This is a genomic window from Pseudomonas sp. S07E 245, from assembly GCF_019599025.1.
In the GTDB taxonomy this organism is placed as follows: domain Bacteria; phylum Pseudomonadota; class Gammaproteobacteria; order Pseudomonadales; family Pseudomonadaceae; genus Aquipseudomonas; species Aquipseudomonas shirazensis.
On sequence record NZ_CP080625.1, the window covers coordinates 2,989,185 to 3,013,504 of the forward strand.

A 24,320-nucleotide genomic window follows, 5' to 3' on the forward strand; every position below is an offset into this window, starting at 1 on the left:
CCTGAACCGCCGCTGAACAGCCTGCGCTTCCCTCGCCTAAAGGAGTTGCGACCATGCGTTATCTGTTTGCCCTGGCTTTGTTGAGCTGCGCCAGCCTTACTCAAGCGGCGGTACAGACCCGCCAGATCGATTATCAGGATGACGACGGCAAGCGCCTGGTTGGCTATTACGCCTATGACGATGCTATCGACGGCAAACGGCCGGGCGTCGTGGTAGTGCACGAGTGGTGGGGGCTCAATGACTATGCCAAGCGCCGCGCCCGTGACCTGGCAGCGCTGGGTTACAGCGCGCTGGCGATCGACATGTATGGCGATGGCAAGCACACCGAGCACCCGGCCGATGCGATGGCGTTCATGAAGGCGGCGCTGGAGAACCCGGAAGCAGCTGCCAAGCGCTTCGATGCGGGCCTTGAGCTGCTAAAGATTCAACCAAAAACCGACCCCGACAAGCTCGCTGCGATTGGCTACTGCTTTGGCGGCAAGGTCGTGCTCGACGCGGCCCGGCGTGGCGAGGAGCTGGCCGGTGTGGTGAGTTTCCACGGCGCCTTGGTCACGCAGACTCCAGCCAGCCCCGGCAGCGTCAAGGCCAAGGTGCTGGTCGAGCACGGCGCGGCAGACAGCATGGTCACCCCGGAGCAGGTCGCGGCCTTCAAGGAAGAGATGGACAAGGCCAAGGCCGACTATCAGTTTGTCAGCATCGCCGGCGCCAAGCATGGTTTCAGCAACCCCGATGCCGACCGTCTCAGTCATGGCGAGCATGGCGGGCCTGATATCGGCTATGACCAAGCGGCCGACAAAAGCTCATGGGCAGACATGCAGGCGTTTCTGGACAAGCTGTTCAAGTGACCGCTGCGCTGGCAATGGCCAGCTCTGGCACAATAGCGCCATGAACCGACTGCCGACCTGCTGCGCCCCCTTGCAACACCACTGGCCACTACCGCGCCCGATCCCTGGCGCGGTGCTGGTCAGTTGTGCGTTCGACCCGACCAGGCTTGCTGCCGACGACTTCCAGCGCGCGGGCATCGAGCCCAGCGCCAGCCTCCAGCGCTCCGTAGCCAAGCGCCAGGCCGAGTACCTGGCCGGCCGAGTCTGCGCGCGCGCCGCTCTGCAGCAACTGGACGGTCGTGACTATGTGCCCGCGACCCATGCCGACCGCTCACCGATCTGGCCGGCAGGTATCCGCGGCTCGATCACCCACGGCAAAGGCTGGGCCGCCGCCGTGGTGGCCGATGCTGCCAGCTGCCGAGGCATCGGCCTGGATCAGGAAACACTGCTGGATGAAGCCCGCGCCGAACGCCTCGCCGAAGAGATCCTCACCCCGGCCGAGCTGCAACGGCTCGACCGCAGCCAGCTGGCACTTAGCGTGACGCTGACCTTTTCGCTCAAGGAAAGCCTGTTCAAGACGCTCTATCCACTGACCCTGCAGCGCTTTTACTTCGAGCATGCAGAGCTGCTGGAGTGGTCTGCAGACGGCCTGGCGCGGCTGCGCTTGCTGACTGACCTGTCGCCTGAATGGCGCCACGGCGCCGAGCTGAATGGCCAATTCTGCGTCAACCACGGGCAGCTGTTGAGCCTGGTCAGCGTCTAGTCTTCAGCTTCCTGCTGGCGCGGCCAGCTCAGGCTGAAGCACGCCCCACCCAAGCCTTCACTGCGCGCAACCACCGCCCGCCCGCCGTGCCAATAGATGATTCGACGCACGATCGACAAGCCCAGGCCGTGCCCACCCGAGGCCCGGGTGCGGCTGTCGTCCAGCCGGGTGAATGGGGTAAAGATACGCTCCCAGACGCTTTCCGGCACGCCCGGGCCGTCATCCTCGACATCGATGCGGCAGCGCTGCTGACCAAGGTGATAGCTAACGCGCACTTCGCCCTCGGCGTGGCGCATGGCGTTGGCGACCAGGTTCTGCAGCGCACGGTGCAGATAGCGTGGCTCGGCTTCGACCCAGGCGCCGTCCTCATCGGCGCCCTGGCACAGGCCACGCAGCACATTTATCTGCGGGCGCAGCGGCGCCAGCTCGGTGATGACCCGCGCCAGCAAGGCATCCAGGTCGACGGCCTGAAACTGCAAGGCCGGCGCGCCTTGTTCGAGACGCGCGTAGGTGAGCATTTCGTCGACTAGCTTGTCGAGGTCCTGGATATCGCCGTCCATCCCCGCCAGGTGCTTGGCCCGCGCCTGATCGGTGCTGGCGGTTTCGAGCATCTCCAGGCCAAAGCGCAGCCGTGCCACTGGCGTGCGCAGCTCGTGTGACACCGCCCGGACCAGCTCGCGCTGCATGTTCAGCGAGCGCTGCAAGTGCTCGGCCATACCATTGAATGCCGCCGCCAGACGCCCCACCGAATCGGCGCCGCCGGCCGGCACGCGGGTATCGAGGCTGCCCTGGGCAATCTGCGTGGCCGCCGCTTCCAGGCCGGACACGCGCCGCTCCAGCTGACGTACCAGCAGGTACACCACCAGGCCGATCAGGCACAAACCGAGAAACGCGATCAGAATCAGCAATTGCGGCGGGTAGGGATTGAGCTGGTACAGCGGGCCGATTTCCAGTACCCAGGGTGAGCCGGGCACGCCGGAGAACACCCGCACCGAATCACCGTCCTTGCCCAGCGCCATCACCGTATCGCCCTCCTCGACCCGGTGGCGCTGGTCGTCATCCAGTGCCGCCCGCTCCAACCGTTGCAGGCCGATATCGAAACCGAAGCCTTTGCTCTGGCGCAGTTGCGCCAGGCGCTGCGGTTGTTCGCTGACCGGATAACGCACCAGCTCATCAGCCAGCAGGTACACCGTGGCCCGCGCCAGCTGCTCGCTGATCTGCTTGACCTCGGCCACCAGCAGCTGGTCTTCGCGGCCGATCCGGCGCAATACCCGTGCGGCATGCGGGCCGGTCTTGTCGACCACCACCAGGTCGCGGTACAGCCGCGCGCGCTGGCCGCCGTCGAGGGTCAGCGCGGCCATTGGCCGGACATCCAGCGGCACGCCGAGCAGGCGCTCCCACATCAACAGCGAGCGCTGGCGCTCGACCGGGTTCTGCGGCGCGAGGTTGTCGGCCATCAGGCTGAACGTGCCTTGCGCCAGGCGCTCGCGGTGCTGCTCGGCGCGCACCAGGTTGACCAGGTGCAGGCTGACCACGCCGAGCACCGCCACCAGCACCAATACCGCCAGCATGCCGCCATAAATACGCAGGAAAATCGACTTCATCAGGCCGGCGCCGCCTCAGCCACGAACAGATAGCCCTTGCTGCGCAAGGTCTTGATCAGCCGCGGATGAATGGGATCGTCACCGATCTTGGGGCGAATCCTGGAGATACGCACATCAATCGAACGGTCCTGGCCGTCGTAGCCGACGCCGCGCAGGGCGGTAAATATCTGCTCGCGCGACAGCACCCGGCCGGCATGGCTGGCCAGCAGCCAGAGCAGGTCGAATTCGGCGCCGGTGAGGTCGATCGGCTGCTCATCGAGCCAGGCCTCGCGCAAGCTGTTGTTGATCTGCAGCGGGCCAAAGCGCAGCGCCTGCACTTTGCTGTCGGGGCTGTCGCTGCGCCGCAGCAAGGCATTGATACGCGCCAGCAGCAGCCGCGGCCGCACCGGCTTGCAGACATAGTCGTCGGCGCCCAGGTCAAGGCCCTGAACCTGATCGAGCTCATCGCTGCGCGCAGTCAGCATGAGAATCACGCCTTGGTACTGGCCACGTACCCGCCGACAGATGCTCAGGCCGTCTTCACCGGGCAGCATCAGGTCCAGCACCACCAGGTCCGGCTGGCTGTCGAGAATGCGCCGCACCGCGCGCGCGCCGTCTGCCTCGACCGCAACCTCGAAGCCATTGGCCTGCAGGTACTCGGCGGTCAGTTCGGCGAGACGCTGATCGTCCTCGACGATGAGGATGCGGTTGCTGGGTTGGTCCATGCCTGGCCTCTGTTGTTATGGATGGGCTGCCGCTGGTCACCTGAATGTAGCCTTGTTCGCGGATACTACGTCGCACATCTGCGCCTGCCAATCGGCTCTGTCGGCACCGCTGGTCCGAGACAGGCCAGGACGAATTAGCGTGATGCGCCGCACAGCAGTAACATTCTGCAACGGGTCATTACGGTGCGGAAAAAAAGTGAAAAGCCGTGAGGACAAGGCCTACAGCCGATACCCACGAATCACACACAATCTGTACACACGTTATCCACAGGCGGTCGCCTTGCAAACACCCTCAGACCGCATTATCTTGTATCCCCATCGCGGCGAACCACTAGATGTTGGGGTTGGGCCGAAATCGAGAACACAAGTCAGCGGCGAAATTCAAGCGTTTTTTCGACCTGAACTTATGGCAATACAAGCAGCCAAAGCGCTCCTGCGCAGGCAGACCGAGGCAAGCCTTGCACAGGGCTTGTTCGGGTACGGGTGTTGCAGGCACAGCCTGGCGACCCCGACAGCAACAGATTTTGCGTTGTAACGCAGAACCTTTGACTTCGGCCAGGGAGCGGCAAGCTATTGCCCCTTATTCCTGAGTCTGTCCCGAAGTCGGCACGCCCGAGCTGGCGGATCCACGTGCGCGTGGGCTCCCCGCTCGGGCAAGCCAACTGGCGGATGGAACGGTGGGCGTGGATGACACGCCCGAACACTATTGAAACTGTGGAGACACCCACCGATGCAAACCGACACAACTCGCGAGAACCCGCAGGCCCAAGCGCCGCAGGCCGCTGATTCGAACCAGGATCTGGCTGCCACTGCGCCTGGCCAACTGCGTGTGATCAAGCGTAACGGCACTGTCGTCGCCTATACCGACGACAAGATCACCGTGGCCATCACCAAGGCGTTCCTTGCAGTTGAGGGCGGCACTGCCGCCGCTTCGTCGCGCATCCACGACACCGTTGCGCGCCTGACCGAGCAGGTCACTGCAACCTTCAAGCGTCGCATGCCGTCGGGTGGCACCATCCACATCGAAGAAATCCAGGACCAGGTCGAACTGGCCCTGATGCGCGCCGGCGAGCAGAAAGTGGCTCGTGACTACGTGATCTACCGCGACCAGCGCGCCAAAGAGCGTGCTACCCGCGCCAACAACGATGCCGTGGTCGAGCCGCACCCGTCGATCCGCATCAGCCTGGCCGACGGCAGCAAGGCGCCGCTGGACATGGCCCGCCTCAACACCATCATCAGCGAAGCCTGCGAAGGCCTGGCTGAAGTCGACGGCGAGCTGATCCAGCGCGAAACCCTGAAGAACCTGTACGACGGCGTTGCCCTGAAGGACGTCAACACCGCCCTGGTGATGACCGCCCGTACTCTGGTCGAGCGTGAGCCGAACTACTCGTTCGTCACCGCCCGCCTGCTGATGGACACCCTGCGTGCCGAAGGCCTGAGCTTCCTCAACGTAGCCGACAGCGCCACCCACCACGAGATGGCCGAGCTGTACGCCAAGGCCCTGCCTGCCTACGTTGCCAAAGGCATCGAGTTCGAGCTGCTGAACCCGGCCCTGGCCGACTTCGACCTCGAGCGTCTGGGCCAGGCGATCAACCACGAGCGCGACCAGCAGTTCACCTACCTCGGCCTGCAGACCCTGTACGACCGCTACTTCATCCACAAGGATGGCGTGCGCTTCGAGCTGCCGCAGGTGTTCTTCATGCGCGTGGCCATGGGCCTGGCGCTGGAAGAGAAAGACAAGGAAGCCCGTGCGATCGAGTTCTACAACCTGTTGTCGTCGTTCGACTACATGGCCTCGACCCCGACTCTGTTCAACGCCGGTACCCTGCGTCCACAGCTGTCGAGCTGCTACCTGACCACCGTGCCGGATGACCTCTCGGGCATCTACCACGCGATCCACGACAACGCCATGCTGTCGAAATTTGCCGGCGGCCTGGGCAACGACTGGACGCCAGTGCGCGCGCTGGGCTCGTACATCAAGGGCACCAACGGCAAATCCCAGGGCGTCGTGCCGTTCCTCAAAGTGGTCAACGACACCGCCGTTGCGGTCAACCAGGGCGGCAAGCGCAAGGGCGCGGTCTGCGCCTACCTGGAAACCTGGCACCTGGACATCGAAGAATTCATCGAACTGCGCAAGAACACCGGTGATGATCGTCGTCGTACCCACGACATGAACACCGCCAACTGGATCCCTGACCTGTTCATGAAGCGTGTCTTCGACGACGGCCAGTGGACTCTGTTCTCGCCGAACGAAGTACCTGATCTGCACGATTTGACCGGCAAGGCCTTCGAAGAGCGTTACGAGTACTACGAAGCCATGACCGAGTACAACAAGATCAAGGTATTCAAGACCATTCAGGCCAAAGACCTGTGGCGCAAGATGCTGTCGATGCTGTTCGAGACCGGCCACCCATGGTTGACCTTCAAGGACCCATGCAACCTGCGCTCGCCGCAGCAACACGTCGGCGTGGTCCACAGCTCGAACCTGTGCACCGAGATCACCTTGAACACCAACAAGGACGAGATCGCAGTCTGCAACCTGGGCTCGATCAACCTGCCGAACCACATCGTTGACGGCAAGCTCGAGACCGCCAAGCTGCAACGCACCGTCAACACTGCCGTGCGCATGCTCGATAACGTGATCGACATCAACTACTACTCGGTACCGCAGGCACGTAACTCGAACCTCAAGCACCGTCCAGTCGGCCTGGGCATCATGGGCTTCCAGGACGCACTGTACCTGCAGCACATCGCCTACGGCTCCGACGCTGCCGTCGAGTTCGCCGACAAGTCGATGGAAGCGGTCAGCTACTTCGCCATCCAGGCCTCGTGTGACCTGGCTGACGAGCGCGGCGCCTACGAGACCTTCCAGGGTTCGCTGTGGTCCAAAGGCATCCTGCCACTGGACTCGCAACAGATCCTGATCGAAGCCCGTGGCCAGAAGTACATCGACGTCGACCTCAACGAGAGCCTCGACTGGGCACCGGTACGTGCTCGCGTACAGAAAGGTATTCGTAACTCGAACATCATGGCCATCGCGCCAACCGCGACCATCGCCAACATCACTGGCGTATCGCAGTCGATCGAGCCGACCTACCAGAACCTGTACGTGAAATCGAACCTGTCCGGCGAGTTCACCGTGATCAACCCGTACCTGGTGCGCGACCTCAAGGCCCGCGGCCTGTGGGACTCGGTCATGATCAACGACCTGAAGTACTACGATGGTTCGGTGCAGCAGATCGAGCGTATCCCGCAAGAGCTGAAAGACCTCTACGCCACCGCGTTCGAAGTCGACACCAAGTGGATCGTCGATGCCGCCAGCCGTCGCCAGAAGTGGATCGACCAGGCGCAGTCGCTGAACCTGTACATTGCCGGCGCTTCGGGCAAAAAGCTCGACGTGACCTACCGCATGGCTTGGTACCGTGGCCTGAAAACCACCTACTACCTCCGTGCCCTGGCCGCGACCAGCACCGAGAAGTCGACCATCAACACCGGCAAGCTCAACGCCGTTTCCAGCGGCGGCGACAGCGCCCCGGTCCAGGCCGCAGGTCCAGCACCTGTGCCGAAGGCCTGCGCGATCGACGAGCCGGATTGCGAAGCTTGCCAATAAGGCCGGCGCAGCGCTGAGCTGACACCACCGCAGCCATTGCCCACACGGTAATGGCTGCGGTTTTTTTTGCCTGGACGGCAGCGCTTGAGTCAGGCTTGGCGAGGCCCTTGCGACACCCGCTCGCGCCCTGTCGTCAGGCGCTTACAGGCAATCCTTCTGTTTGACCCTGATCAAGATAAAACACCATATGCAGTGTGCGGCAAAATAAAGCAGCACAAGATGTAGGAACAAATCGTATTTAGCGCTAGACTCACATCCCGTAACAAGCAGCTGGAATCGAGTGAACACAGGCGTGCTCTGCGGGTCAAAAAATTACCATCCGTAGCGGCCGAGGGGCCCCCGATCCAGCCTCGTTTCCGGTATACTTCGCGCCCCCCGAAAGGGCGAGCTGACGACAAGATTTCCAGCGCCCTGGCCCCTCGTTCGAGGACAGGCCAGGCGCTGAGCCAGACACCTTTAAATGTGACGAGAGCACGCTCTCAGCGCCCGCCGTAACGCCTTGTGGGCATTGCGCTGTACAGGCATCACTTGAAAATCCAACCGGTTGCCGCGCGCAACCCTCTAGCAGGAGCCATGACATGCTGAGCTGGGACGAATTCGACAAAGAAGACGACGAACTTGCCGTAAAAAGCAGCACCCCGGCGCAGGCCAAAGCCGCCGCCACCCTCGACAAGCTCGACAGCGCCGGTGGCGCCGCCGCCCTTGAAGCGCGTGCTGCCACGGCTGCCGACTCGGACGCGGTCAAGCGTGCCAAGGCTGCCCTGGACGACCTCGACATCGCCGAAGGCCTGGCTGAACTGGAAGGCTCTGCGGCCCGCGTTGCGGTCGACGAGAAGCGCATGATCAACTGCCGTGCCGACCTCAACCAGCTGGTACCGTTCAAGTACGACTGGGCCTGGCAGAAGTACCTCGACGGCTGCGCCAACCACTGGATGCCGCAAGAGGTCAACATGACCGCCGACATCGCCCTGTGGAAAGACCAGGACGGCCTGACCGAAGACGAACGCCGTATCGTCATGCGCAACCTAGGCTTCTTCTCCACTGCCGACTCGCTGGTTGCCAACAACCTGGCCTTGGCCGTGTACCGCCTGATCACCAACCCCGAGTGCCGCCAGTACATCCTGCGCCAGGCCTTCGAAGAGGCGATCCACACCCACGCCTATCAGTACTGCATCGAGTCGCTGGGCATGGATGAAGGCGAGATCTTCAACATGTACCACGAGATCCCGTCGGTCGCGAAGAAGGCTGCCTGGGGCTTGAAGTACACTCGCGCCATCTCCGACCCGGAATTCAACACCGGCACCCCAGAGACCGACAAAGAACTGCTGCGCAACCTGATCGCCTACTACTGCGTTCTGGAAGGCATCTTCTTCTACTGCGGCTTCACCCAGATCCTGTCGATGGGCCGTCGCAACAAGATGACCGGCGTTGCCGAGCAGTTCCAGTACATCCTGCGTGACGAGTCGATGCACCTGAACTTCGGTATCGACGTGATCAACCAGATCAAGATCGAGAACCCGCACCTGTGGGATGCGGCGATGAAGGAAGAAGCCACCCAGATGATCCTGCAAGGGACCCAGCTGGAGATCGAATACGCTCGCGACACCATGCCGCGCGGCGTGCTGGGCATGAACGCAGCGATGATGGAGGACTACCTCAAGTTCATCGCCAACCGTCGTTTGACTCAGATCGGCTTGAAGGAAGAGTACCCAGGCACCACCAACCCGTTCCCGTGGATGAGCGAGATCATGGACTTGAAGAAAGAGAAGAACTTCTTTGAGACGCGGGTGATCGAGTATCAGACCGGTGGGGCGTTGAGCTGGGATTGATCTTGGTGAAGCCCTGAAACGGGCTGTCAGCTGGATTATTGGGGCCGCTTTGCGGCCCCTTTGCTTAATCTGTCATACGATGTCTTTAGCAACCCCAAACACCCCGCACCAGAGCCCTCGGGCGCGTATCATCCCCTACCCCGCCGCTGAATCCCGCCTAACACCCCATTGACAAGCTTTTTCCCCGCCGTTAATAATCCGCAAAGTCGTACGACAACACACAACAAAAACAACAATTCAGTGAAGCCCCTATGACGATCTCAGCCCTCCTCCACGCTGTTCGCCTCCGCCGTCCTCTTCAGCCCAGCACTGCCCGCGGCAGCTAGCCTTCGCGCGCAGGCTCGAAACCGTTTGGCCTGACCGGCCTCGCCTACACCCCGCCACTGCCGCTGGCCACTTGCACGCGCCTGGCATACGGAAAGCTTTACCCTCAGGGAGCACAACAATAATGAAAATCCGCCAACATCTTCCCCTCGCGCTGTTCAGCGCAACCGCCCTCGGTGCATTGCCGCAGGTGAGCTTTGCCGCAGGTTTCATGGAGGACGCCAAGGCCACGCTGGGCCTGCGCAACTTCTACATCAACCGCAACTTCGTCGACCCGGCCAACCCGCAGAGCAAGGCCGAGGAATGGACCCAGAGCTTTATCCTCGATGCGCGCTCGGGCTTCACCGAGGGGCCGATTGGCTTTGGTGTGGATGTGCTGGGGATGTGGTCGGTCAAGCTCGATGGCGGTGGCGGTACCTACGGCACCGGGCTGCTGCCGCGGCATGATGATGGCCGGCCGGCAGATGACTATGGCCGCCTTGCAGTGGCGGGCAAGGCGCGGATCTCCAAGACTGAGTTGAAGATCGGCGAGTGGATGCCGGTGCTGCCGATCCTGCGCTCGGACGACGGTCGTTCGCTGCCGCAGACGTTCCGCGGCGGTCAGGTGACGTCCAACGAGATCGCCGGGCTGACCCTGTACGGCGGTCAGTTCCGGGGCAACAGCCCGCGTAACGACGCGAGCATGGACGACATGATCTACGGCGGCGCTGCCTCGGACCGCTTCAACTTCGTTGGTGGTGAGTACAAGTTCAACCAGGACCGCACCTTGTTCGGGCTGTGGAACGCGGTACTCAAGGACGTCTATCAGCAGCAATACCTGCAGGTCAGCCACAGCCAGCCGGTCGGCAGCTGGACTCTGGGCGCCAACCTCGGTTACTTCCAGGGTGAAGACGACGGCGCCAAGCGCGCGGGCGAGCTGGACAACAAGACCTACTCAGGGATGTTCTCGGCCAAGGTCGGCGGCAACATCTTCTATGTCGGCCTGCAGAAGGTCAGCGGCGATACCTGGATGCGGGTCAACGGCACCAGTGGCGGCACACTGGCCAACGATAGCTACAACGCCAGCTTCGATAACGCCAACGAGCGTTCGTGGCAGGCGCGGCATGACTTCAACTTCACCACTGTCGGCGTCCCTGGGCTGACCCTGATGAACCGCTACATCAGTGGCCGCGAGGTGCACAGTGGCGCAGTCACCGATGGCAAGGAGTGGGTGCGTGAGTCGGAGCTGGCCTATGTGATCCAGAGCGGTACGTTCAAGGACTTGAGCATCAAGTGGCGCAACTCGACCATTCGCCGCGACTTCAGCAGCAACGAGTTCGACGAGAACCGGTTGATCTTCAACTATCCGTTGTCTCTGCTGTAACAGCGGTTTATGGGGTGTCAGTGCTGGCCTCTTCGCGGGTGAACCCGCTCCCACAGGGGTCGCTGGGAGCCTGTGGCAGTGACAAAAACAGACACGGCAAGCATTGACAACCTTGCGAATCACTACCGATAATCCAGCACAGTCATACGACAACCTACAACAACTCAAAACAAACGAGCTTGCCATGACTATCACACCGTTCAAGCGCCTGCTGCTCACCGGAGCCGCAGGCGGCCTCGGCCAAGTGCTTCGCGAGCGCCTCAAGGGCTACGCCGAAGTACTGCGCCTCTCCGACATTGCAGCAATGGCGCCCGCCACCAGTGCTCAGGAAGAAATCGTCGAATGCGACCTGGCCGATAAGGCCGCCGTGCACCAGTTGGTCGAAGGCGTCGATGCCATCTGCCACTTTGGCGGTGTTTCGGTCGAGCGGCCTTTCGAAGAAATCCTCGGCCCAAATATCTGCGGCGTGTTCCACCTCTACGAGGCGGCGCGCAAGCATGGGGTCAAGCGGATCATCTTCGCCAGCTCCAACCACACCATTGGCTTCTACCAGCAGGACCAGCAGATCGACGCCCACGCTCTGCGCCGCCCGGACGGCTACTACGGGTTGTCCAAGTGCTACGGCGAGGACGTTGCCAGCTTCTATTTCGATCGCTACGGCATCGAGACCGTCAGCATCCGCATCGGCTCGTCGTTCCCCGAGCCGCAGAACCGGCGGATGCTCAGCACCTGGCTGAGCTATGACGACCTGACCCAACTGATCGAGCGCGGCCTGTTTACCGAGAAAGTCGGCCACACCGTGGTCTACGGCGCCTCGGCCAACCGTGACGTGTGGTGGGACAACCGCCATGCCGCGCACCTGGGCTACCAGCCGAAGGACTCCTCCGAGGTGTTCCGCGCCAAGGTCGAAGCGCAACCAGCGCCAGCCGCCGATGACCCGGCGATGGTGTATCAAGGTGGCGCGTTTGTCGCTGCCGGGCCATTCGACTGATTCACCACGCGCAAGGAGGCTGTCTACCGTGAACTACGAACTGATCGTGGATGCGCGCAATGCCACCGGCGAAAGCCCGGTGTGGGATGTTGCCGAGCAGGCGCTGTACTGGGTCGATATCCCTGCCGGCCAGCTGCACCGCTGGACGGCCGCAGATGGCGCTCATCAAAGCTGGCAAGCGCCGCAGATGCTCGCCTGCATCGCTCGCTCGGCCAACGGCAGCTGGATTGCCGGCATGGAGGATGGCGTTTATGCGCTGACTGCCAATGCCCAGGGCAAGCTCGACAGCCGCCTGCTGAGCGCGGTTGAACATGGCGCCGAAGGCATGCGCTTCAATGATGGCCGCTGCGACCGCCAGGGTCGCTTCTGGGCCGGCAGCATGCTGATGAACATGCAGCAGGCGGCGCCGCTGGGTGCCCTGTATCGGTACGACGGCGAGGGCCGGCCGCTGCACCTGCAGCTGGACCAGATGATCGTGCCCAACGGCCTGGCGTTCAGCCCGGACGGCACGCGCATGTACCTGTCCGACTCCCACCCCGACGTGCAGCGCATCTGGCAGTTCGACTACGACATCGACACCGGTACCCCGCACAACCAGCGCCTGTTCGTTGATATGCGCGGCTTCCCGGGCCGGCCTGACGGCGCTGCCGTGGATGCCGACGGCTGCTACTGGATCTGCGGCAACGATGCAGGCCAGGTGCACCGCTTCACTCCCGATGGACGACTGGACCGCTCACTCAATGTGCCGGTGAAAAAGCCGGCGATGTGCGCCTTTGGCGGGCGCAACCTGGACACCTTGTTCGTGACCTCGATCCGCCCCGGCGGCGACCTGCACGATCAGCCGTTGGCCGGTGGCGTGTTCGCCCTGGACGCGGGCGTGCAGGGCCTGCCAGAAACAGCCTGGCGCGGCTGAACCGAATCCCGCTGCACCCGTGCGATACCCAAATAATAACAACACTGGAGCGTCACCATGGTCTTCAAACGCAAGCTGCTTCTGGCCGTACTCCCGTTGGCGATCAGCCTCTCCGGCACCGCCTCGGCGCTGGATATCAAGTTCGCCGAGATCCATCCGGCCGGCTACCCGACCGTAGTTGCCGAGCAGAACATGGGTAAAAAACTCGAAGCCGCCAGCAATGGCGAGATCACCTTCAAGATGTTCGCCGGTGGCGTGCTCGGCTCGGAGAAGGAAGTCATCGAACAGGCGCAGATCGGCGCGGTGCAGATGACCCGGGTCAGCCTCGGTATCGTCGGCCCGGTGGTGCCGGATGTAAACGTGTTCAACATGCCGTTCGTGTTCCGCGATCACGAGCACATGCGCAAGATCATCGATGGCGAGATCGGCCAGGAGATCCTCGACAAGATCACCAATTCCGAATTCAACCTGGTCGCACTGGCCTGGATGGATGGCGGCACGCGCAGCATCTACACGAAAAAACCAGTGCGCAAGATCGAAGACCTCAAGGGCATGAAGATCCGTGTGCAGGGTAACCCGCTGTTCATCGACATGATGAACGCAATGGGCGGCAACGGCATTGCCATGGACACCGGCGAGATCTTCAGCGCCTTGCAGACCGGGGTGATCGACGGCGCGGAAAACAACCCGCCGACCCTGCTCGAGCACAACCACTACCAGAGCGCCAAGTACTTCACCCTGACCGGCCACCTGATCCTGCCTGAGCCGGTGGTGATGTCCAAGACCACCTGGGAAAAGCTCACCCCTGAGCAGCAGACCCTGGTGAAGAAAGTCGCCCGCGAAGCGCAGATGGAAGAGCGTGCGTTGTGGGACGCCAAGTCGGCCGCCAGTGAAGAGAAGCTCAAGGCTGCCGGGGTGGAGTTCATCGTGGTCGACAAGAAGCCGTTCTTCGACGCCACTGCGCCAGTGCGGGAAAAGTACGGCGCGCAATACGCCGATCTGATGAAGCGTATCGCCGAAGTCCAGTAACCTGCGGCTCCCTCCCCAGCTAGATGCGGCTGCACGGCTACGTGCAGCCTCGGTGGTGCTTTATGAAAACACTTGTGTTGCGTGTCAACGATACCTTGTACAGCGGTTGCATCTGGGTGGCGGGGCTATCGATCCTGACCATGACGCTGATCATTCCTTGGGGCATTTTCGCCCGTTACGTGCTCGGCAGCGGCTCGAGCTGGCCGGAGCCGGTGGCGATCCTGCTGATGGTGGTGTTCGCCTTCATCGGCGCGGCCGCCAGCTATCGGGCCGGTGCGCACATGGCGGTGACCACGGTTACCGACCGCCTGCCACCGGCACGCCGCAAGGCTGTAGCACTGCTGGTGCAGGTGTTGATGCTGCTGGTCTGCGCGTTCATGACCTTCTATGGCATCAAGCTGTGCGTGACTACCTGGAACCAGTTTCTCGCCACCCTGCCGTCGATTCGTGTGGGCATGACCTACGCGCCGATCCCGGTCGGCGGGGCGATCACCCTGCTGTTCGTGCTGGAAAAACTCTTCTATGGCGATCAGAGCCATCGCCAGGTGATGCGCTTCGATGTCGTCGAAGAAAGCGAAGGAGCTGCATAAATGGATGCGTTCATTTTGTTGGGCAGCTTCATCGCCCTGATCCTGCTGGGCATGCCGGTGGCGTATGCGTTGGGCCTGGCCGCTCTGGTCGGGGCCTGGTGGATAGATATTCCACTGCAGGCAATGATGATTCAGGTTGCCAGCGGGGTTAACAAGTTCTCGCTGCTGGCGATTCCGTTCTTCGTGCTGGCCGGCGCAATCATGGCCGAGGGTGGCATGTCGCGGCGGCTGGTGGCGTTTGCCGGGGTGCTGGTGGGGTTTGTCCGTGGCGGCCTGTCGCTGGTCAATATCACCGCCTCGACCTTCTTTGGCGCGATCTCCGGTTCGTCGGTGGCCGACACCGCATCGGTCGGTTCGGTGCTGATCCCGGAAATGGAGCGCAAGGGCTATCCGCGTGAATTTTCCACGGCGGTGACCATCAGTGGCTCGGTGCAGGCACTGCTGACTCCGCCCAGCCACAACTCGGTGCTGTACTCGCTGGCGGCCGGCGGCACGGTATCGATTGCCTCGCTGTTCATGGCCGGGGTCATGCCAGGGCTGTTGATGAGCGCGGTGTTGATGGGCCTGTGCCTGATCTTCGCCAAGCGCCGCAACTACCCCAAGGGTGAGGTGATCCCGCTGCGCCAGGCGCTGAAAATCGCCGGTGAAGCGCTGTGGGGCCTGATGGCGATGGTGATCATCCTCGGCGGCATTCTGTCCGGGGTGTTCACCGCGACCGAGTCGGCGGCGATTGCCGTGGTCTGGTCGTTCTTCGTGACCATGTTCATCTACCGCGATTACAAGTGGCGCGACCTGCCGAAGTTGATGCACCGCACGGTGCGGACCATCTCGATCGTGATGATCCTGATCGGCTTTGCCGCAAGCTTTGGCTACGTGATGACGCTGATGCAGATCCCGTCGAAGATCACCACGCTGTTCCTGACCCTGTCGGACAACCGTTACGTGATCCTCATGTGCATCAACTTCATGCTGCTGCTGTTGGGCACGGTGATGGACATGGCGCCGTTGATTCTGATCCTGACGCCGATCTTGCTGCCGGTGATCACTGGCATCGGCGTCGACCCAGTGCATTTCGGCATGATCATGCTGGTCAATCTGGGCATTGGTTTGATCACGCCGCCGGTGGGCGCGGTGCTGTTCGTTGGCTCGGCCATCGGCAAGGTTAGCATCGAGGCGACGGTCAAGGCACTGCTGCCGTTCTATGTGGCACTGTTCCTGGTGCTGATGGCAGTGACCTACATCCCGGCTATCTCGCTGTGGCTGCCGAGCGTGGTGCTGTAACTGTGACAGGCGGGCCTGCGGGCCCGCCCTCCCCCTGCAAATGGATTTGTGCACATGGCTGTCGCCTCCTCTTCGAATACCTCACTCTTCCCGCGCAAGCTGGCGGTGGCGCTGTTAGCGCTGCTGGCTTGTGCCTTTGCCGGCAACCACATCGCCGCGCGGATCGCCTTTGATAACGACACCGGCGTGCTGCTGGCGATTCTGTGTCGCTCGGGCATCACCCTGCTGGCGTTGGCGGCGCTGGTGCTGTGGCAGCGCCAGTCGCTAGGCCTGCCCGCAGGTTCGCGACGCTGGCAACTGCTGCTGGGCCTGCTGATTGCTACCCAGAGCCTGTGCCTGTACTCGGCGGTGGCGCGGATCCCGGTGGCGCTGGCGCTGCTGGTCGGCAACACCTTCCCGATTCTGTTGGCACTGCTCAGCTGGGCCCTCGGCGGGCCGCGACCGACGCGGCGCACCGTGCTGCTGATGGGGCTGATTCTGCTCGGTCTGGTGCTGGCGCTGGATGTGCCGTCACGCCTGGCCGACAGCGCTGAGGCCAACCCGGACTGGACCCTCGGCGTGAGCCTCGCCTTCTGCGCTGCCTGTGTGTTTGCCTGTGCGTTGTGGATCACCGATCACAAGCTGGCCGGCGTACGCGGGCCGGTGCGTAGCTTGCTGACCTTGATGATCGTGTTCGCCAGCATGCTGGTAGCCGGGGTCGGCGGCTGGGTGCCGGCGGGCTTGTCGCTGCCCAGCAGCAGCGCTGGCTGGATCGCTCTGGCCAGCCTGGTGGTGCTGTATGGCGTGGCGTTTACTCTGCTGTTCGTCTGCGTGCCGCGGCTGAACATGGCGCAGAACGCGCCGGTAATGAATATCGAGCCGATTGCCACGCTGTTGCTGGCCTGGGCCTTGCTCGATCAACGCCTGAGCGGCATGCAGTTGATCGGTGGCGCGGTGGTGGTCTGCGGGATTGTACTGCTGACCTATCGGCGCTCGGCCTGATCATCGTGTTTGCACCTGGAGCTTGCTGAATGGCTTTATTCGAACTGCATCTTGAAGACCGTCTGACACGCCTGAGCCTGGCCCCGGAGCTGGGCGCCAGCCTGGTCAACTGGCAGGTCAAGGACAGTGGCCAGGCGTTGCTGCGCCATAGCGATCAAGCGGCGCTGGACAGCGCTACGCCAAGGCGCCTGGGTTGTTATCCGCTGGTGCCGTGGTCCAATCGCATCGACAGCGGTGGCTTTGCCCGCCCTGATGGCTGGCTGGCATTGGCCGCGAACACCGAGCACTCGCCCTACGCGATCCATGGCAGTGCCTGGCAGCAACCTTGGGTGGTGACTCATCAAGGCACTGATCATGCTTGCCTGACGCTGGACAGCGAGCTGCCTTTTGCCTATCGGGCGGTAATGCATGTCAGCCTCGACGAGGGCTGCCTGAGCCTGGATCTGCAGGTTACGCATCTGGATGAATTGCCCTGCTGGCATGGGCTTGGACTACACCCGTACTTGCCTCGCCATGCTGATACCTTGCTGCTGGCACCGGCGCGTCAGGTATGGGTAGGCGACGAGGGTTGCTTGCCATCGCGTCAGGTTGAAATCCCGCCCGAATGGCGCTTCGGGCAGTTGAGTGAGCTGCCAACGACAGTTGTCGATCACGCCTTCAGCGGCTGGCAGGGGGAGTGCACGATTGTCCAGCCGGCAGACGGCTATCAATTACGCTGCAGCGCCAGCGGAGCCGACCATTACCTGTTGTTCTGTCCGCAGGACCAGCCGTTCTTCTGCTTCGAGCCGGTCAGCCATCCGATCAATGCGCACCATTTGCCTGGGCGCCCAGGCTTGCGCCTGCTGCACAAAGGCGAGCACGTCAGCCTGGGTTTCAGAATGCAGTATCAAGCGCTCAATTGAGGTAGTGGTGCGCGCGAAGGTTACTCGCCAGCCGGTCGATGAACGCCCGCACCTTGGTCGAGCCGTATTTGCTTTCGCGGTGCAGCACATGGATCGGCCACGGCACTTGCTCGTAATCCTCGAGCACCACCTGCAAGCGCCCCGCCGCCAGCTCCGCTGCCACTTGATACGACAGCAGCCGGGCGATGCCCAGACCTGCCGTGGCGGCGACGATTGCCGCGTCGTTGCTGGTCACCGTCAGCCGGGGCTTGATCCGCACCTGCACAGGCGCCTGCTCAGGGCCAAACGTCCAGTCCAATCGCGGTGACACGCCGCTGGCTGCGATCATCGTATGCTCGGCCAGCTCGGCGGGATGCTGCGGTTTGCCGTGGCGCTGTAGATAGTCAGGCGAAGCGCACAACAACCGGCGCACCTGGCCGACGCGCACAGCCTTCAGCCCCGAATCGGGTAATGGCCCGATGCGCACGGCAACGTCCATGCCCTCCTCCACCAGATTGACTACCCGATCGAGAAAGTAGGCGGACACGTCCACCTCAGGGTAAGCCTGCAAGTAGTCAACGATGCACGGCATGACAAAGGCTTTACCGAACAGCAGTGGCGCGGTCACCGACAGATTGCCTTTGGGTGCGGCGTTGATCCCGGCCGCCGCCTCGTTGGCCTCGTGGATACTGGCGAGGATATTGCGACTGTCTTCCAGGTAGCGGCTGCCGGCCTCGGTCAGGCGCACATTGCGCGTGGTGCGCTGCAGCAGCTTGACCCCGAGCGCCTCTTCCAGGGCACTGACCGCCCGCGTCACTGCCGCCGGCGACAGGCCGAGCTTGCGCGCCGCTGCGGCAAAGCTTTCCAGCTCACCCACCGCAATCAGCACCTTCATCAGATGGATCTGATCCATGCCCCGCCCCCGTATCAATCCTGCTGCGATTATTCCCGGGGCGGGCGGCTGATCACAAGGGCGCATCGATCAAAGATCCAGCACCAGCGGCTGGCCGCCGTCATCTGCCGGTACAGCGCAGCAGATCAGCACGCTGCCGCTCTCGGGCAGCTCGGCGGGCGGCTGCGGGTAATGCACCTGGCCGCTGACAATGCGCGTCTTGCAGGTGCCGCAGGAACCGCCACGGCAGCTGAACTCAGGCGTCAGCCCGCGGCGCTCGGCCAGTTCCAACAGGCTGCCGGAGCCAGGCGTCCAGCGCGCCTCCTTGGCCGAGCCGGCAAAATTCACCGGTACCGGCTGATTGGCTGCAGGTGGCTGCTGCAGCGCAGGCTGAGCACCGTCGCCGTGACGAGTCAGCGTCGACGGGCCAAAGGCCTCGGCATGGATGCGCGCGTCCGTCACGCTCAACCGGCGCAGGCCGTCATAAATATCCTGGGTGAAGCTGGCCGGGCCGCAAACGTAGAAGTCGTAGTCATCCAGCGCCAGGCGCGCTTTGATCTGCTCGATGCCCAGCCGACCGGCCATCTCGAAGTCCTGGCCTAGTACCGCTTGAGCTTCGGGCTGGCTGAGCGCTCGGTACAGGTGCAGGCGATCGCCGGCCTGCTGTTGCAATGCACTCAGTTCCTGGCCAAATGGCAGCTCGGCCAGGCTACGGGCGCCCTGGAACAGATAGATCGACCGCCTTGCACTGAGCGCCAGCTGCTCGCGCAGCATCGCCAGCAGCGGTGTAATGCCGACCCCTGCCGCGATCAGCACCAATGGTCGCTCGCTACTGCTGTCGAGCTTGAAGCTGCCCATCGGCTGGCGCACGTGCAGCACATCGCCGACGCCCACCTGCTCATGTAGGTAGCGCGACGCTGCGCCCTGCTGCTTGACGCTGATGCGCAGGTAGCCGTCCGAGGGCGCGCTGGACAGGCTGTAGGTGCGGATCACGGAGGATTGCGCATCAAGCGGCAAGCGCAGTGGGATGTGCTGCCCAGGCGCGAAAGTTATTGCTGAGCCATCTGCGGGTTGCAAATAGAACGAGCGGATATCACGACTCTCCTGCTCGACCCTGCTCACCCGCCAGCCGAGCCAGTCCTGCTGGCGCTGGGCCTGTTGCAGGCGTTGCTGCGCTTCAGCCCAGGTGCCAGTGGCCAGGCTGGTTGGCGCATAGGCCTCGAAGTCCCAGCGCAGCGACACTGCCGCGGGGCGTCGTACTACCTGCTCGACCTCAAGTACCCACAGCCGCTCGGCGCCTTCGAATGCCTCGGTCAGCGGGCTGTCCAGCAGCAACTCGGTGCGCCCTGACAGCTGCAGCACGTCGCCACTGGCATAATCCACGAACAGCAAGCCGGCGCGTGGATTGACCAGTAGATTGCCCAGGGTATTGAAGTGCAGGTTGCCAGCGTAGTCCGGGATGGTCAGGCGATTGCCCTCGACCTTGACGAAGCCGGCCCGCCCGCCACGGTGGGAAACATCCACCGAACGCTGACCGTCGGCATGCTCGACATAGCTGGCGACGAACAAGGTGTCGGCGGCTTCGATCAGTGCTGTGGCCCATGCGTCCAGCGAGGTCGCGTCCTCGCGGGGCTGCGCGGCCCCTTCGACACGCCGATAGTTGCGCAGCTGGATATATTGTGGGCAATTGCCGAAGGCGTGCTCGACCTGCACGTCAATTTGACCAGCTAGCGCCGTTTGAATCACGCCATTGATACGGTTGCGCCGACGCGTGTGCAGCTCGATGCCGAGCATGCCAACCGCCTGCCCGGCGGCCAGCCCAGCGGCGGCTGGATCATCCTTGGCAAGCTTGGCGGCCAGGCGCAGCTGACGCGGATCAGGCGAACTGACAAAGCCGTCCGCTCCTTCGATCAAGGTCGCCCAGGGCCGGCCCTGAGGGTCAACGCTGGCGGCAATCATGAACGGCAGTTGCTGGTAGAACTGGCGGTGCTGGTCGGGCATGTAGTCACGAATGACCTTCTGCCCGAACACTGCCATCCGCTCGGCGACGCCGGCCTTTTCTTGCAGGGCTCTCTCGCCGGCGTGCCAGGGCGAGCTCGGCTCATTGGATTGCGTATGCATGACGGCGTCCCTCGGAGGGCTTGGGCCAGATCAGTCGGCGCTGTGCAGGCCGGCGGCAGTGCGCGGCATGGCGACAAAGCCGGGCAGCGCTTCGATGCGGGCCAGCCAGGCGCGGACGTTGCCGTACGGCTCCAGCGACACATTGCCCTCGGGGGCGTGGGCGATGTAGGAGTAGTTGGCGACGTCGGCGATGGTCGGGCTGGTGCCAGTCAGGAAGGGTTGGGTGGCCAACTCCTGGTCGATCACGGCGAGCAGGTTGTGTGCGCGGCCGATCACTTCCTCCGCATTGAAGGAAGCGCCGAAGACGGTAATCAACCGCGCCGCAGCGGGGCCAAAGGCCAAGGGGCCGGCGGCAACCGACAGCCAGCGCTGCACCTTCGCCGCGGCCAGAGGTTGCTCAGGCAGCCAGTTACCCTGATCGTAGGTCTTGGCCAGGTACACGAGGATGGCGTTGGAGTCGGCGATGACCGTACCGTTATCGTCGATCACCGGGACCTGGCCGAACGGGTTGATGGCGAGAAACGCGGGCTGCTTGTGCTCGCCCTTGGCCAGGTCGACGAAGATCAGTTCAGTCGGCAGGCCGAGCAACGACAGCATCAGCTCGATGCGGTGGGCATGGCCGGACTTGGGGAAGTTGTAGAGCTTGATAGGGGCTGGCATGGTCCTGACTCCGTGGTGGGTTGATGACGCAGACAATCCTGCGCCCATCCGCCAGCCAATAGAATCAGTGCCCGTGACAATCCATAATTTCGCCAGGCGAAATAATCGTTCAGTTGATCACGGGCCTGCCGCACACCATGGGCATTAGTGGCGATGTTGCTTCTGATAGCGATACAAGCCACGCGCGGCGTCGATCACCAGTGGCACGCAGGCCTGAAGTTCATCGAAACTCATCGAGTCGAGCAGTTCGAAGTTGTCCTCCAGGCCATGCAAGGAAATGGCCTTGAGCAAGGCGTCCTGCTCTGGGGGCAGCTCGCCCCACTGCGCGACTTGCGTGCCGCGCATGTAGCCGAAGCACCACTCTTCCAGAATGATCGCTACGCCCTCTTCGCCTTCACTCTCTTCGAACAACGGCTCGAAGTCATCCAGCTGCTCGGCCAACTCCGCAGCCACGTCGTTGCAATAGCGCAACATCAGCGCGGTGTAGGCTTCTTCATGGGCTGGACGCTTGAACTTCGGCACCTTGCCGCCGCTGACTGCCGGCAACCACTGCTCAGGGTTGACCTTGACCGGGGAACTGGCCAGTGCGGTGAAAAAGCCATTGAGCTCGGCCAGGTTCAGCACCGAGAAATCGTTGCCGTAGGTGATCAGCAAATCTTCGAGGCGGGCGAGTTCTTTTTCTTCAAGACGGGGCAGCATGGTTCGGTGGATTCCTGCACTACGGGATATGCAGGCACCCTAGCATAGCTAGCCGGCTTTGGTGGCAGGTTGCGGCATGTGCCGCAGGCTGATCAGGACCACTGCGCAGTGGAAGAAGGGCATATGCACCTTCTTCCACGTGTCAGCGCTGTTTACTGATAAGCGTGGATTTGACCCAGCCCTTACACCGCCAGCGCGCGCTCACGCAGCTCGCTGTTGAGGATGCGGTCGTTCTCGCTGTAGTCGACCGGGCAGTCGATCACGTGCACGCCTGGGGTCTTGATGCAGTGCTCGAGCAGCGGCAGGAAGCCTTCGGCGCTTTCTACGCGGTGGCCATTGGCACCATAGGCTTCGGCGTATTTGACGAAGTCGGGATTGCCGTAGTCCAGGCCGTAGTCGGTGAAGCCCATGTTGGCCTGCTTCCAGCGGATCATGCCGTAGCCGTCGTCACGCAGGATCACCACGGTGATGTGCATGCCCAGGCGTACCGCGGTTTCCAGTTCCTGGCTGTTCATCATGAAGCCGCCGTCGCCGCACACGGAAATCACCGGGCGGTCCGGGTAGACCAGGTGCGAGGCCATCGCCGATGGCAGGCCGGCACCCATGGTTGCCAGGGCATTGTCGAGCAAGACGGTGTTGGGCTTATGCGCCTTGTAGTTGCGGGCAAACCAGATCTTGTAGATGCCGTTGTCGAGGGCAACGATCCCTTCGGACGGCAGCGCGCGGCGGATGTCGGCGACCAGGCGCTGCGGGTATACCGGGAAGCGGTCGTCGTCGGCGCCTTCGGCGATCTGGGCTTCGTTGGCCTCGCGAATGGTCAGCAGACGGGTGAAGTCCCAGTGGCTGGTATCGGTCAAGGCTTCGCCGATCTGCCAGACGGCGTTGGCGATGTCACCGATCACTTCGATCTGCGGGAAGTACACCGCATCGACTTCGGCAGAGCGGAAGTTGATGTGGATGACCTCGGTGCCGCCACGGACCATGAAGAACGGTGGCTTCTCAATGACGTCGTGGCCGATGTTGATGATCAGGTCGGCGGCTTCGACGGCGCGATGGACAAAGTCTCCCGACGACAGCGCGGCGTTGCCGAGGAAGCGTGGGTGGCGCTCGTCGACCACGCCTTTGCCCATCTGAGTGGTGATGAAAGGAATGCCGGTCTTGTCGATCAGTTGCTTGAGGACCTTGGCGGTCATCTTGCGGTTGGCACCGGCGCCGATCACCAGGATCGGGCTGCGCGCGTTCTGCAGCTTCTCGACAGCGGCTTCAACGGCCTTGTGCTCGGCCAGCGGACGGCGGCTCAGGCTTGGCGGGATCGGCATGCTGTCGGTTTGCTCGGCAGCGATGTCTTCAGGCAGCTCGAGGTGCACAGCGCCGGGCTTTTCTTCTTCCGCCAGACGGAAGGCTTCGCGCATGCGTGCTGGGATGTTGTCGGCCGAGGCGAACTGATGGGTGTACTTGGTGATGGGTGCCATCATGCCGCACACATCGATGATCTGGAAGCGACCCTGCTTGGACTTCTTGATCGGCTTTTGGCCGGTGATCATCATCATCGGCATACCGCCCAGGTAGGCGTAGGCACTGGCGGTCACCAGGTTGGTCGCGCCAGGGCCGAGGGTCGACAGGCTGACGCCGGTCTTGCCGGTCAGACGGCCATAGGTGGCGGCCATGAAGCCTGCGGATTGCTCGTGGCGAGTCAGTACCAGCTTGATCTTCGACTTGCGCAGGGATTCGAGCAGGTCGAGGTTTTCCTCACCAGGGATGCCGAATACATACTCGACACCTTCATTTTCCAGGCATTGCACAACGACATCGGCGGCCTTAGCCATCTTGCTTGTTACCTCAAGTAATTGGACGCCGGGGACGTCCAGGACGGTCAGCACAGGGGTGCTGAAAGAGTCTTTGCACAGGCGCAAGGTGCCCGTGGGTTAAGTCTTGACGTTGAGGGTGCAGGAGAAAGTCACGTCATCAAAGTGCAATATTGTCGCACCTTCGAGGTGGGGTATGTCGAGGCGTTTGGCAGGGAGGTAGATTTGGGTGCCAGATGCAGCCGCAGTTTTCCGAATCGCAGAAAAGACAAAACCCCTACCTGCTCGCGCAGATAGGGGTTTTGCGAAATGAATCTTGACGATGACCTACTCTCACATGGGGAGACCCCACACTACCATCGGCGATGCATCGTTTCACTACTGAGTTCGGGATGGGATCAGGTGGTTCCAATGCTCTATTGTCGTCAAGAAATTCTGTAGCCAGAACGTCCAGAT

Annotated in this window: 19 protein-coding genes and 1 rRNA gene; 12 read left to right on the forward strand and 8 right to left on the reverse strand. The window is 62.5% G+C overall.

All coding sequences use genetic code 11. From position 1 onward, the window contains the following. Window positions 1-53: 53 nt before the first annotated feature. On the forward strand, window positions 54-845 hold the full coding sequence (locus K3F44_RS13800; protein WP_101321768.1) for a dienelactone hydrolase family protein: 792 nt from the start codon (window positions 54-56) through the stop codon (window positions 843-845). A gap of 40 nt (window positions 846-885) precedes the next feature. Further along, on the forward strand, window positions 886-1,587 hold the full coding sequence (locus tag K3F44_RS13805) for a 4'-phosphopantetheinyl transferase (RefSeq protein WP_220632435.1): 702 nt from the start codon (window positions 886-888) through the stop codon (window positions 1,585-1,587). Here the strand turns inward: K3F44_RS13805 and K3F44_RS13810 are convergent. Both K3F44_RS13810 and K3F44_RS13815 read right to left on the reverse strand, forming a co-directional pair. After that, window positions 1,584-3,194, reverse strand: a complete 1,611-nt coding sequence (locus K3F44_RS13810; protein WP_181089960.1) for an ATP-binding protein — start codon at window positions 3,192-3,194, stop codon at window positions 1,584-1,586. The two genes, K3F44_RS13805 and K3F44_RS13810, sit on opposite strands and share 4 nt — an antisense overlap. Next, window positions 3,191-3,895, reverse strand: a complete 705-nt coding sequence (locus tag K3F44_RS13815; RefSeq protein WP_101321771.1) for a response regulator transcription factor — start codon at window positions 3,893-3,895, stop codon at window positions 3,191-3,193. The genes K3F44_RS13810 and K3F44_RS13815 overlap by 4 nt, the downstream gene beginning before the upstream one ends. Before the next feature lie 730 nt (window positions 3,896-4,625). Between K3F44_RS13815 and K3F44_RS13820 the strand changes: the two genes are divergently transcribed. From K3F44_RS13820 to K3F44_RS13865, 10 genes are all read left to right on the forward strand, one after another. Next, window positions 4,626-7,505, forward strand: coding sequence for a ribonucleoside-diphosphate reductase subunit alpha (locus K3F44_RS13820; RefSeq protein ID WP_220632436.1), 2,880 nt, complete (start codon window positions 4,626-4,628; stop codon window positions 7,503-7,505). Between the two features lie 578 nt (window positions 7,506-8,083). Continuing rightward, window positions 8,084-9,334 (forward strand): ribonucleotide-diphosphate reductase subunit beta, encoded by a 1,251-nt coding sequence (locus tag K3F44_RS13825; RefSeq protein WP_101321773.1) that lies wholly within the window; start codon window positions 8,084-8,086, stop codon window positions 9,332-9,334. 448 nt (window positions 9,335-9,782) lie between these two features. Next, a complete protein-coding gene (locus K3F44_RS13830; RefSeq protein WP_220632437.1) occupies window positions 9,783-11,021 on the forward strand; it encodes an OprD family porin in 1,239 nt (412 codons plus the stop codon). A gap of 184 nt (window positions 11,022-11,205) precedes the next feature. Then, window positions 11,206-12,012, forward strand: a complete 807-nt coding sequence (locus K3F44_RS13835; protein WP_220632438.1) for an NAD(P)-dependent oxidoreductase — start codon at window positions 11,206-11,208, stop codon at window positions 12,010-12,012. 28 nt (window positions 12,013-12,040) lie between these two features. Next, complete coding sequence (locus K3F44_RS13840; protein ID WP_101321776.1) at window positions 12,041-12,925, forward strand: glucurono-1,5-lactonase; 885 nt, start codon at window positions 12,041-12,043, stop codon at window positions 12,923-12,925. Between the two features lie 57 nt (window positions 12,926-12,982). Continuing rightward, window positions 12,983-13,954 carry a TRAP transporter substrate-binding protein gene (locus K3F44_RS13845; protein ID WP_150570951.1) on the forward strand — a complete coding sequence of 324 codons (972 nt, stop codon included), beginning with the start codon at window positions 12,983-12,985 and terminating at the stop codon, window positions 13,952-13,954. Window positions 13,955-14,016: 62 nt separating this feature from the next. Continuing rightward, window positions 14,017-14,544: a TRAP transporter small permease gene (locus tag K3F44_RS13850; protein WP_181089951.1), complete on the forward strand. Its 528-nt coding sequence runs from the start codon at window positions 14,017-14,019 to the stop codon at window positions 14,542-14,544. Further along, a complete protein-coding gene (locus K3F44_RS13855; RefSeq protein ID WP_101321779.1) occupies window positions 14,545-15,825 on the forward strand; it encodes a TRAP transporter large permease in 1,281 nt (426 codons plus the stop codon). Between the two features lie 54 nt (window positions 15,826-15,879). Next, the gene (locus tag K3F44_RS13860) at window positions 15,880-16,806 is read left to right on the forward strand and encodes an EamA family transporter (RefSeq protein WP_101321780.1); all 927 of its coding nucleotides are present in this window, start codon (window positions 15,880-15,882) and stop codon (window positions 16,804-16,806) included. 29 nt (window positions 16,807-16,835) lie between these two features. Then, window positions 16,836-17,708, forward strand: a complete 873-nt coding sequence (locus tag K3F44_RS13865; protein WP_220632439.1) for an aldose 1-epimerase — start codon at window positions 16,836-16,838, stop codon at window positions 17,706-17,708. Here K3F44_RS13865 and K3F44_RS13870 read toward each other — a convergent pair. From K3F44_RS13870 to rrf, 6 genes are all read right to left on the reverse strand, one after another. Then, window positions 17,701-18,600: a LysR family transcriptional regulator gene (locus tag K3F44_RS13870; RefSeq protein ID WP_220632440.1), complete on the reverse strand. Its 900-nt coding sequence runs from the start codon at window positions 18,598-18,600 to the stop codon at window positions 17,701-17,703. The genes K3F44_RS13865 and K3F44_RS13870 overlap by 8 nt on opposite strands. 69 nt (window positions 18,601-18,669) lie before the next feature. Beyond that, on the reverse strand, window positions 18,670-20,700 hold the full coding sequence (locus K3F44_RS13875; RefSeq protein ID WP_220632441.1) for a pyridoxamine 5'-phosphate oxidase family protein: 2,031 nt from the start codon (window positions 20,698-20,700) through the stop codon (window positions 18,670-18,672). Window positions 20,701-20,730: 30 nt separating this feature from the next. Continuing rightward, entirely contained in the window at window positions 20,731-21,360 is a 630-nt protein-coding gene (locus K3F44_RS13880; protein WP_150570956.1) for a glutathione S-transferase family protein, read from the reverse strand. A 144-nt stretch (window positions 21,361-21,504) separates the two neighbouring features. Beyond that, window positions 21,505-22,059: a UPF0149 family protein gene (locus K3F44_RS13885; RefSeq protein WP_150570957.1), complete on the reverse strand. Its 555-nt coding sequence runs from the start codon at window positions 22,057-22,059 to the stop codon at window positions 21,505-21,507. A gap of 182 nt (window positions 22,060-22,241) precedes the next feature. Continuing rightward, window positions 22,242-23,885 carry an acetolactate synthase large subunit gene (locus tag K3F44_RS13890; RefSeq protein WP_101321786.1) on the reverse strand — a complete coding sequence of 548 codons (1,644 nt, stop codon included), beginning with the start codon at window positions 23,883-23,885 and terminating at the stop codon, window positions 22,242-22,244. 293 nt (window positions 23,886-24,178) lie between these two features. Further along, window positions 24,179-24,294: ribosomal RNA gene (rrf, locus tag K3F44_RS13895) — 5S ribosomal RNA — on the reverse strand. Between the last annotated feature and the right edge of the window lie 26 nt (window positions 24,295-24,320).

Coding starts and splice junctions, on each gene's coding strand:
- K3F44_RS13800 (WP_101321768.1), top strand. CDS start 54: ATGCGTTATCTGTTTGCCCTGGCTTTGTTGAGCTGCGCCAGCCTTACT.
- K3F44_RS13805 (WP_220632435.1), top strand. CDS start 886: ATGAACCGACTGCCGACCTGCTGCGCCCCCTTGCAACACCACTGGCCA.
- K3F44_RS13815 (WP_101321771.1), bottom strand. CDS start 3,895: ATGGACCAACCCAGCAACCGCATCCTCATCGTCGAGGACGATCAGCGT.
- K3F44_RS13820 (WP_220632436.1), top strand. CDS start 4,626: ATGCAAACCGACACAACTCGCGAGAACCCGCAGGCCCAAGCGCCGCAG.
- K3F44_RS13825 (WP_101321773.1), top strand. CDS start 8,084: ATGCTGAGCTGGGACGAATTCGACAAAGAAGACGACGAACTTGCCGTA.
- K3F44_RS13830 (WP_220632437.1), top strand. CDS start 9,783: ATGAAAATCCGCCAACATCTTCCCCTCGCGCTGTTCAGCGCAACCGCC.
- K3F44_RS13835 (WP_220632438.1), top strand. CDS start 11,206: ATGACTATCACACCGTTCAAGCGCCTGCTGCTCACCGGAGCCGCAGGC.
- K3F44_RS13845 (WP_150570951.1), top strand. CDS start 12,983: ATGGTCTTCAAACGCAAGCTGCTTCTGGCCGTACTCCCGTTGGCGATC.
- K3F44_RS13850 (WP_181089951.1), top strand. CDS start 14,017: ATGAAAACACTTGTGTTGCGTGTCAACGATACCTTGTACAGCGGTTGC.
- K3F44_RS13855 (WP_101321779.1), top strand. CDS start 14,545: ATGGATGCGTTCATTTTGTTGGGCAGCTTCATCGCCCTGATCCTGCTG.
- K3F44_RS13860 (WP_101321780.1), top strand. CDS start 15,880: ATGGCTGTCGCCTCCTCTTCGAATACCTCACTCTTCCCGCGCAAGCTG.
- K3F44_RS13865 (WP_220632439.1), top strand. CDS start 16,836: ATGGCTTTATTCGAACTGCATCTTGAAGACCGTCTGACACGCCTGAGC.
- K3F44_RS13870 (WP_220632440.1), bottom strand. CDS start 18,600: ATGGATCAGATCCATCTGATGAAGGTGCTGATTGCGGTGGGTGAGCTG.
- K3F44_RS13875 (WP_220632441.1), bottom strand. CDS start 20,700: ATGCATACGCAATCCAATGAGCCGAGCTCGCCCTGGCACGCCGGCGAG.
- K3F44_RS13880 (WP_150570956.1), bottom strand. CDS start 21,360: ATGCCAGCCCCTATCAAGCTCTACAACTTCCCCAAGTCCGGCCATGCC.
- K3F44_RS13885 (WP_150570957.1), bottom strand. CDS start 22,059: ATGCTGCCCCGTCTTGAAGAAAAAGAACTCGCCCGCCTCGAAGATTTG.
- K3F44_RS13890 (WP_101321786.1), bottom strand. CDS start 23,885: ATGGCTAAGGCCGCCGATGTCGTTGTGCAATGCCTGGAAAATGAAGGT.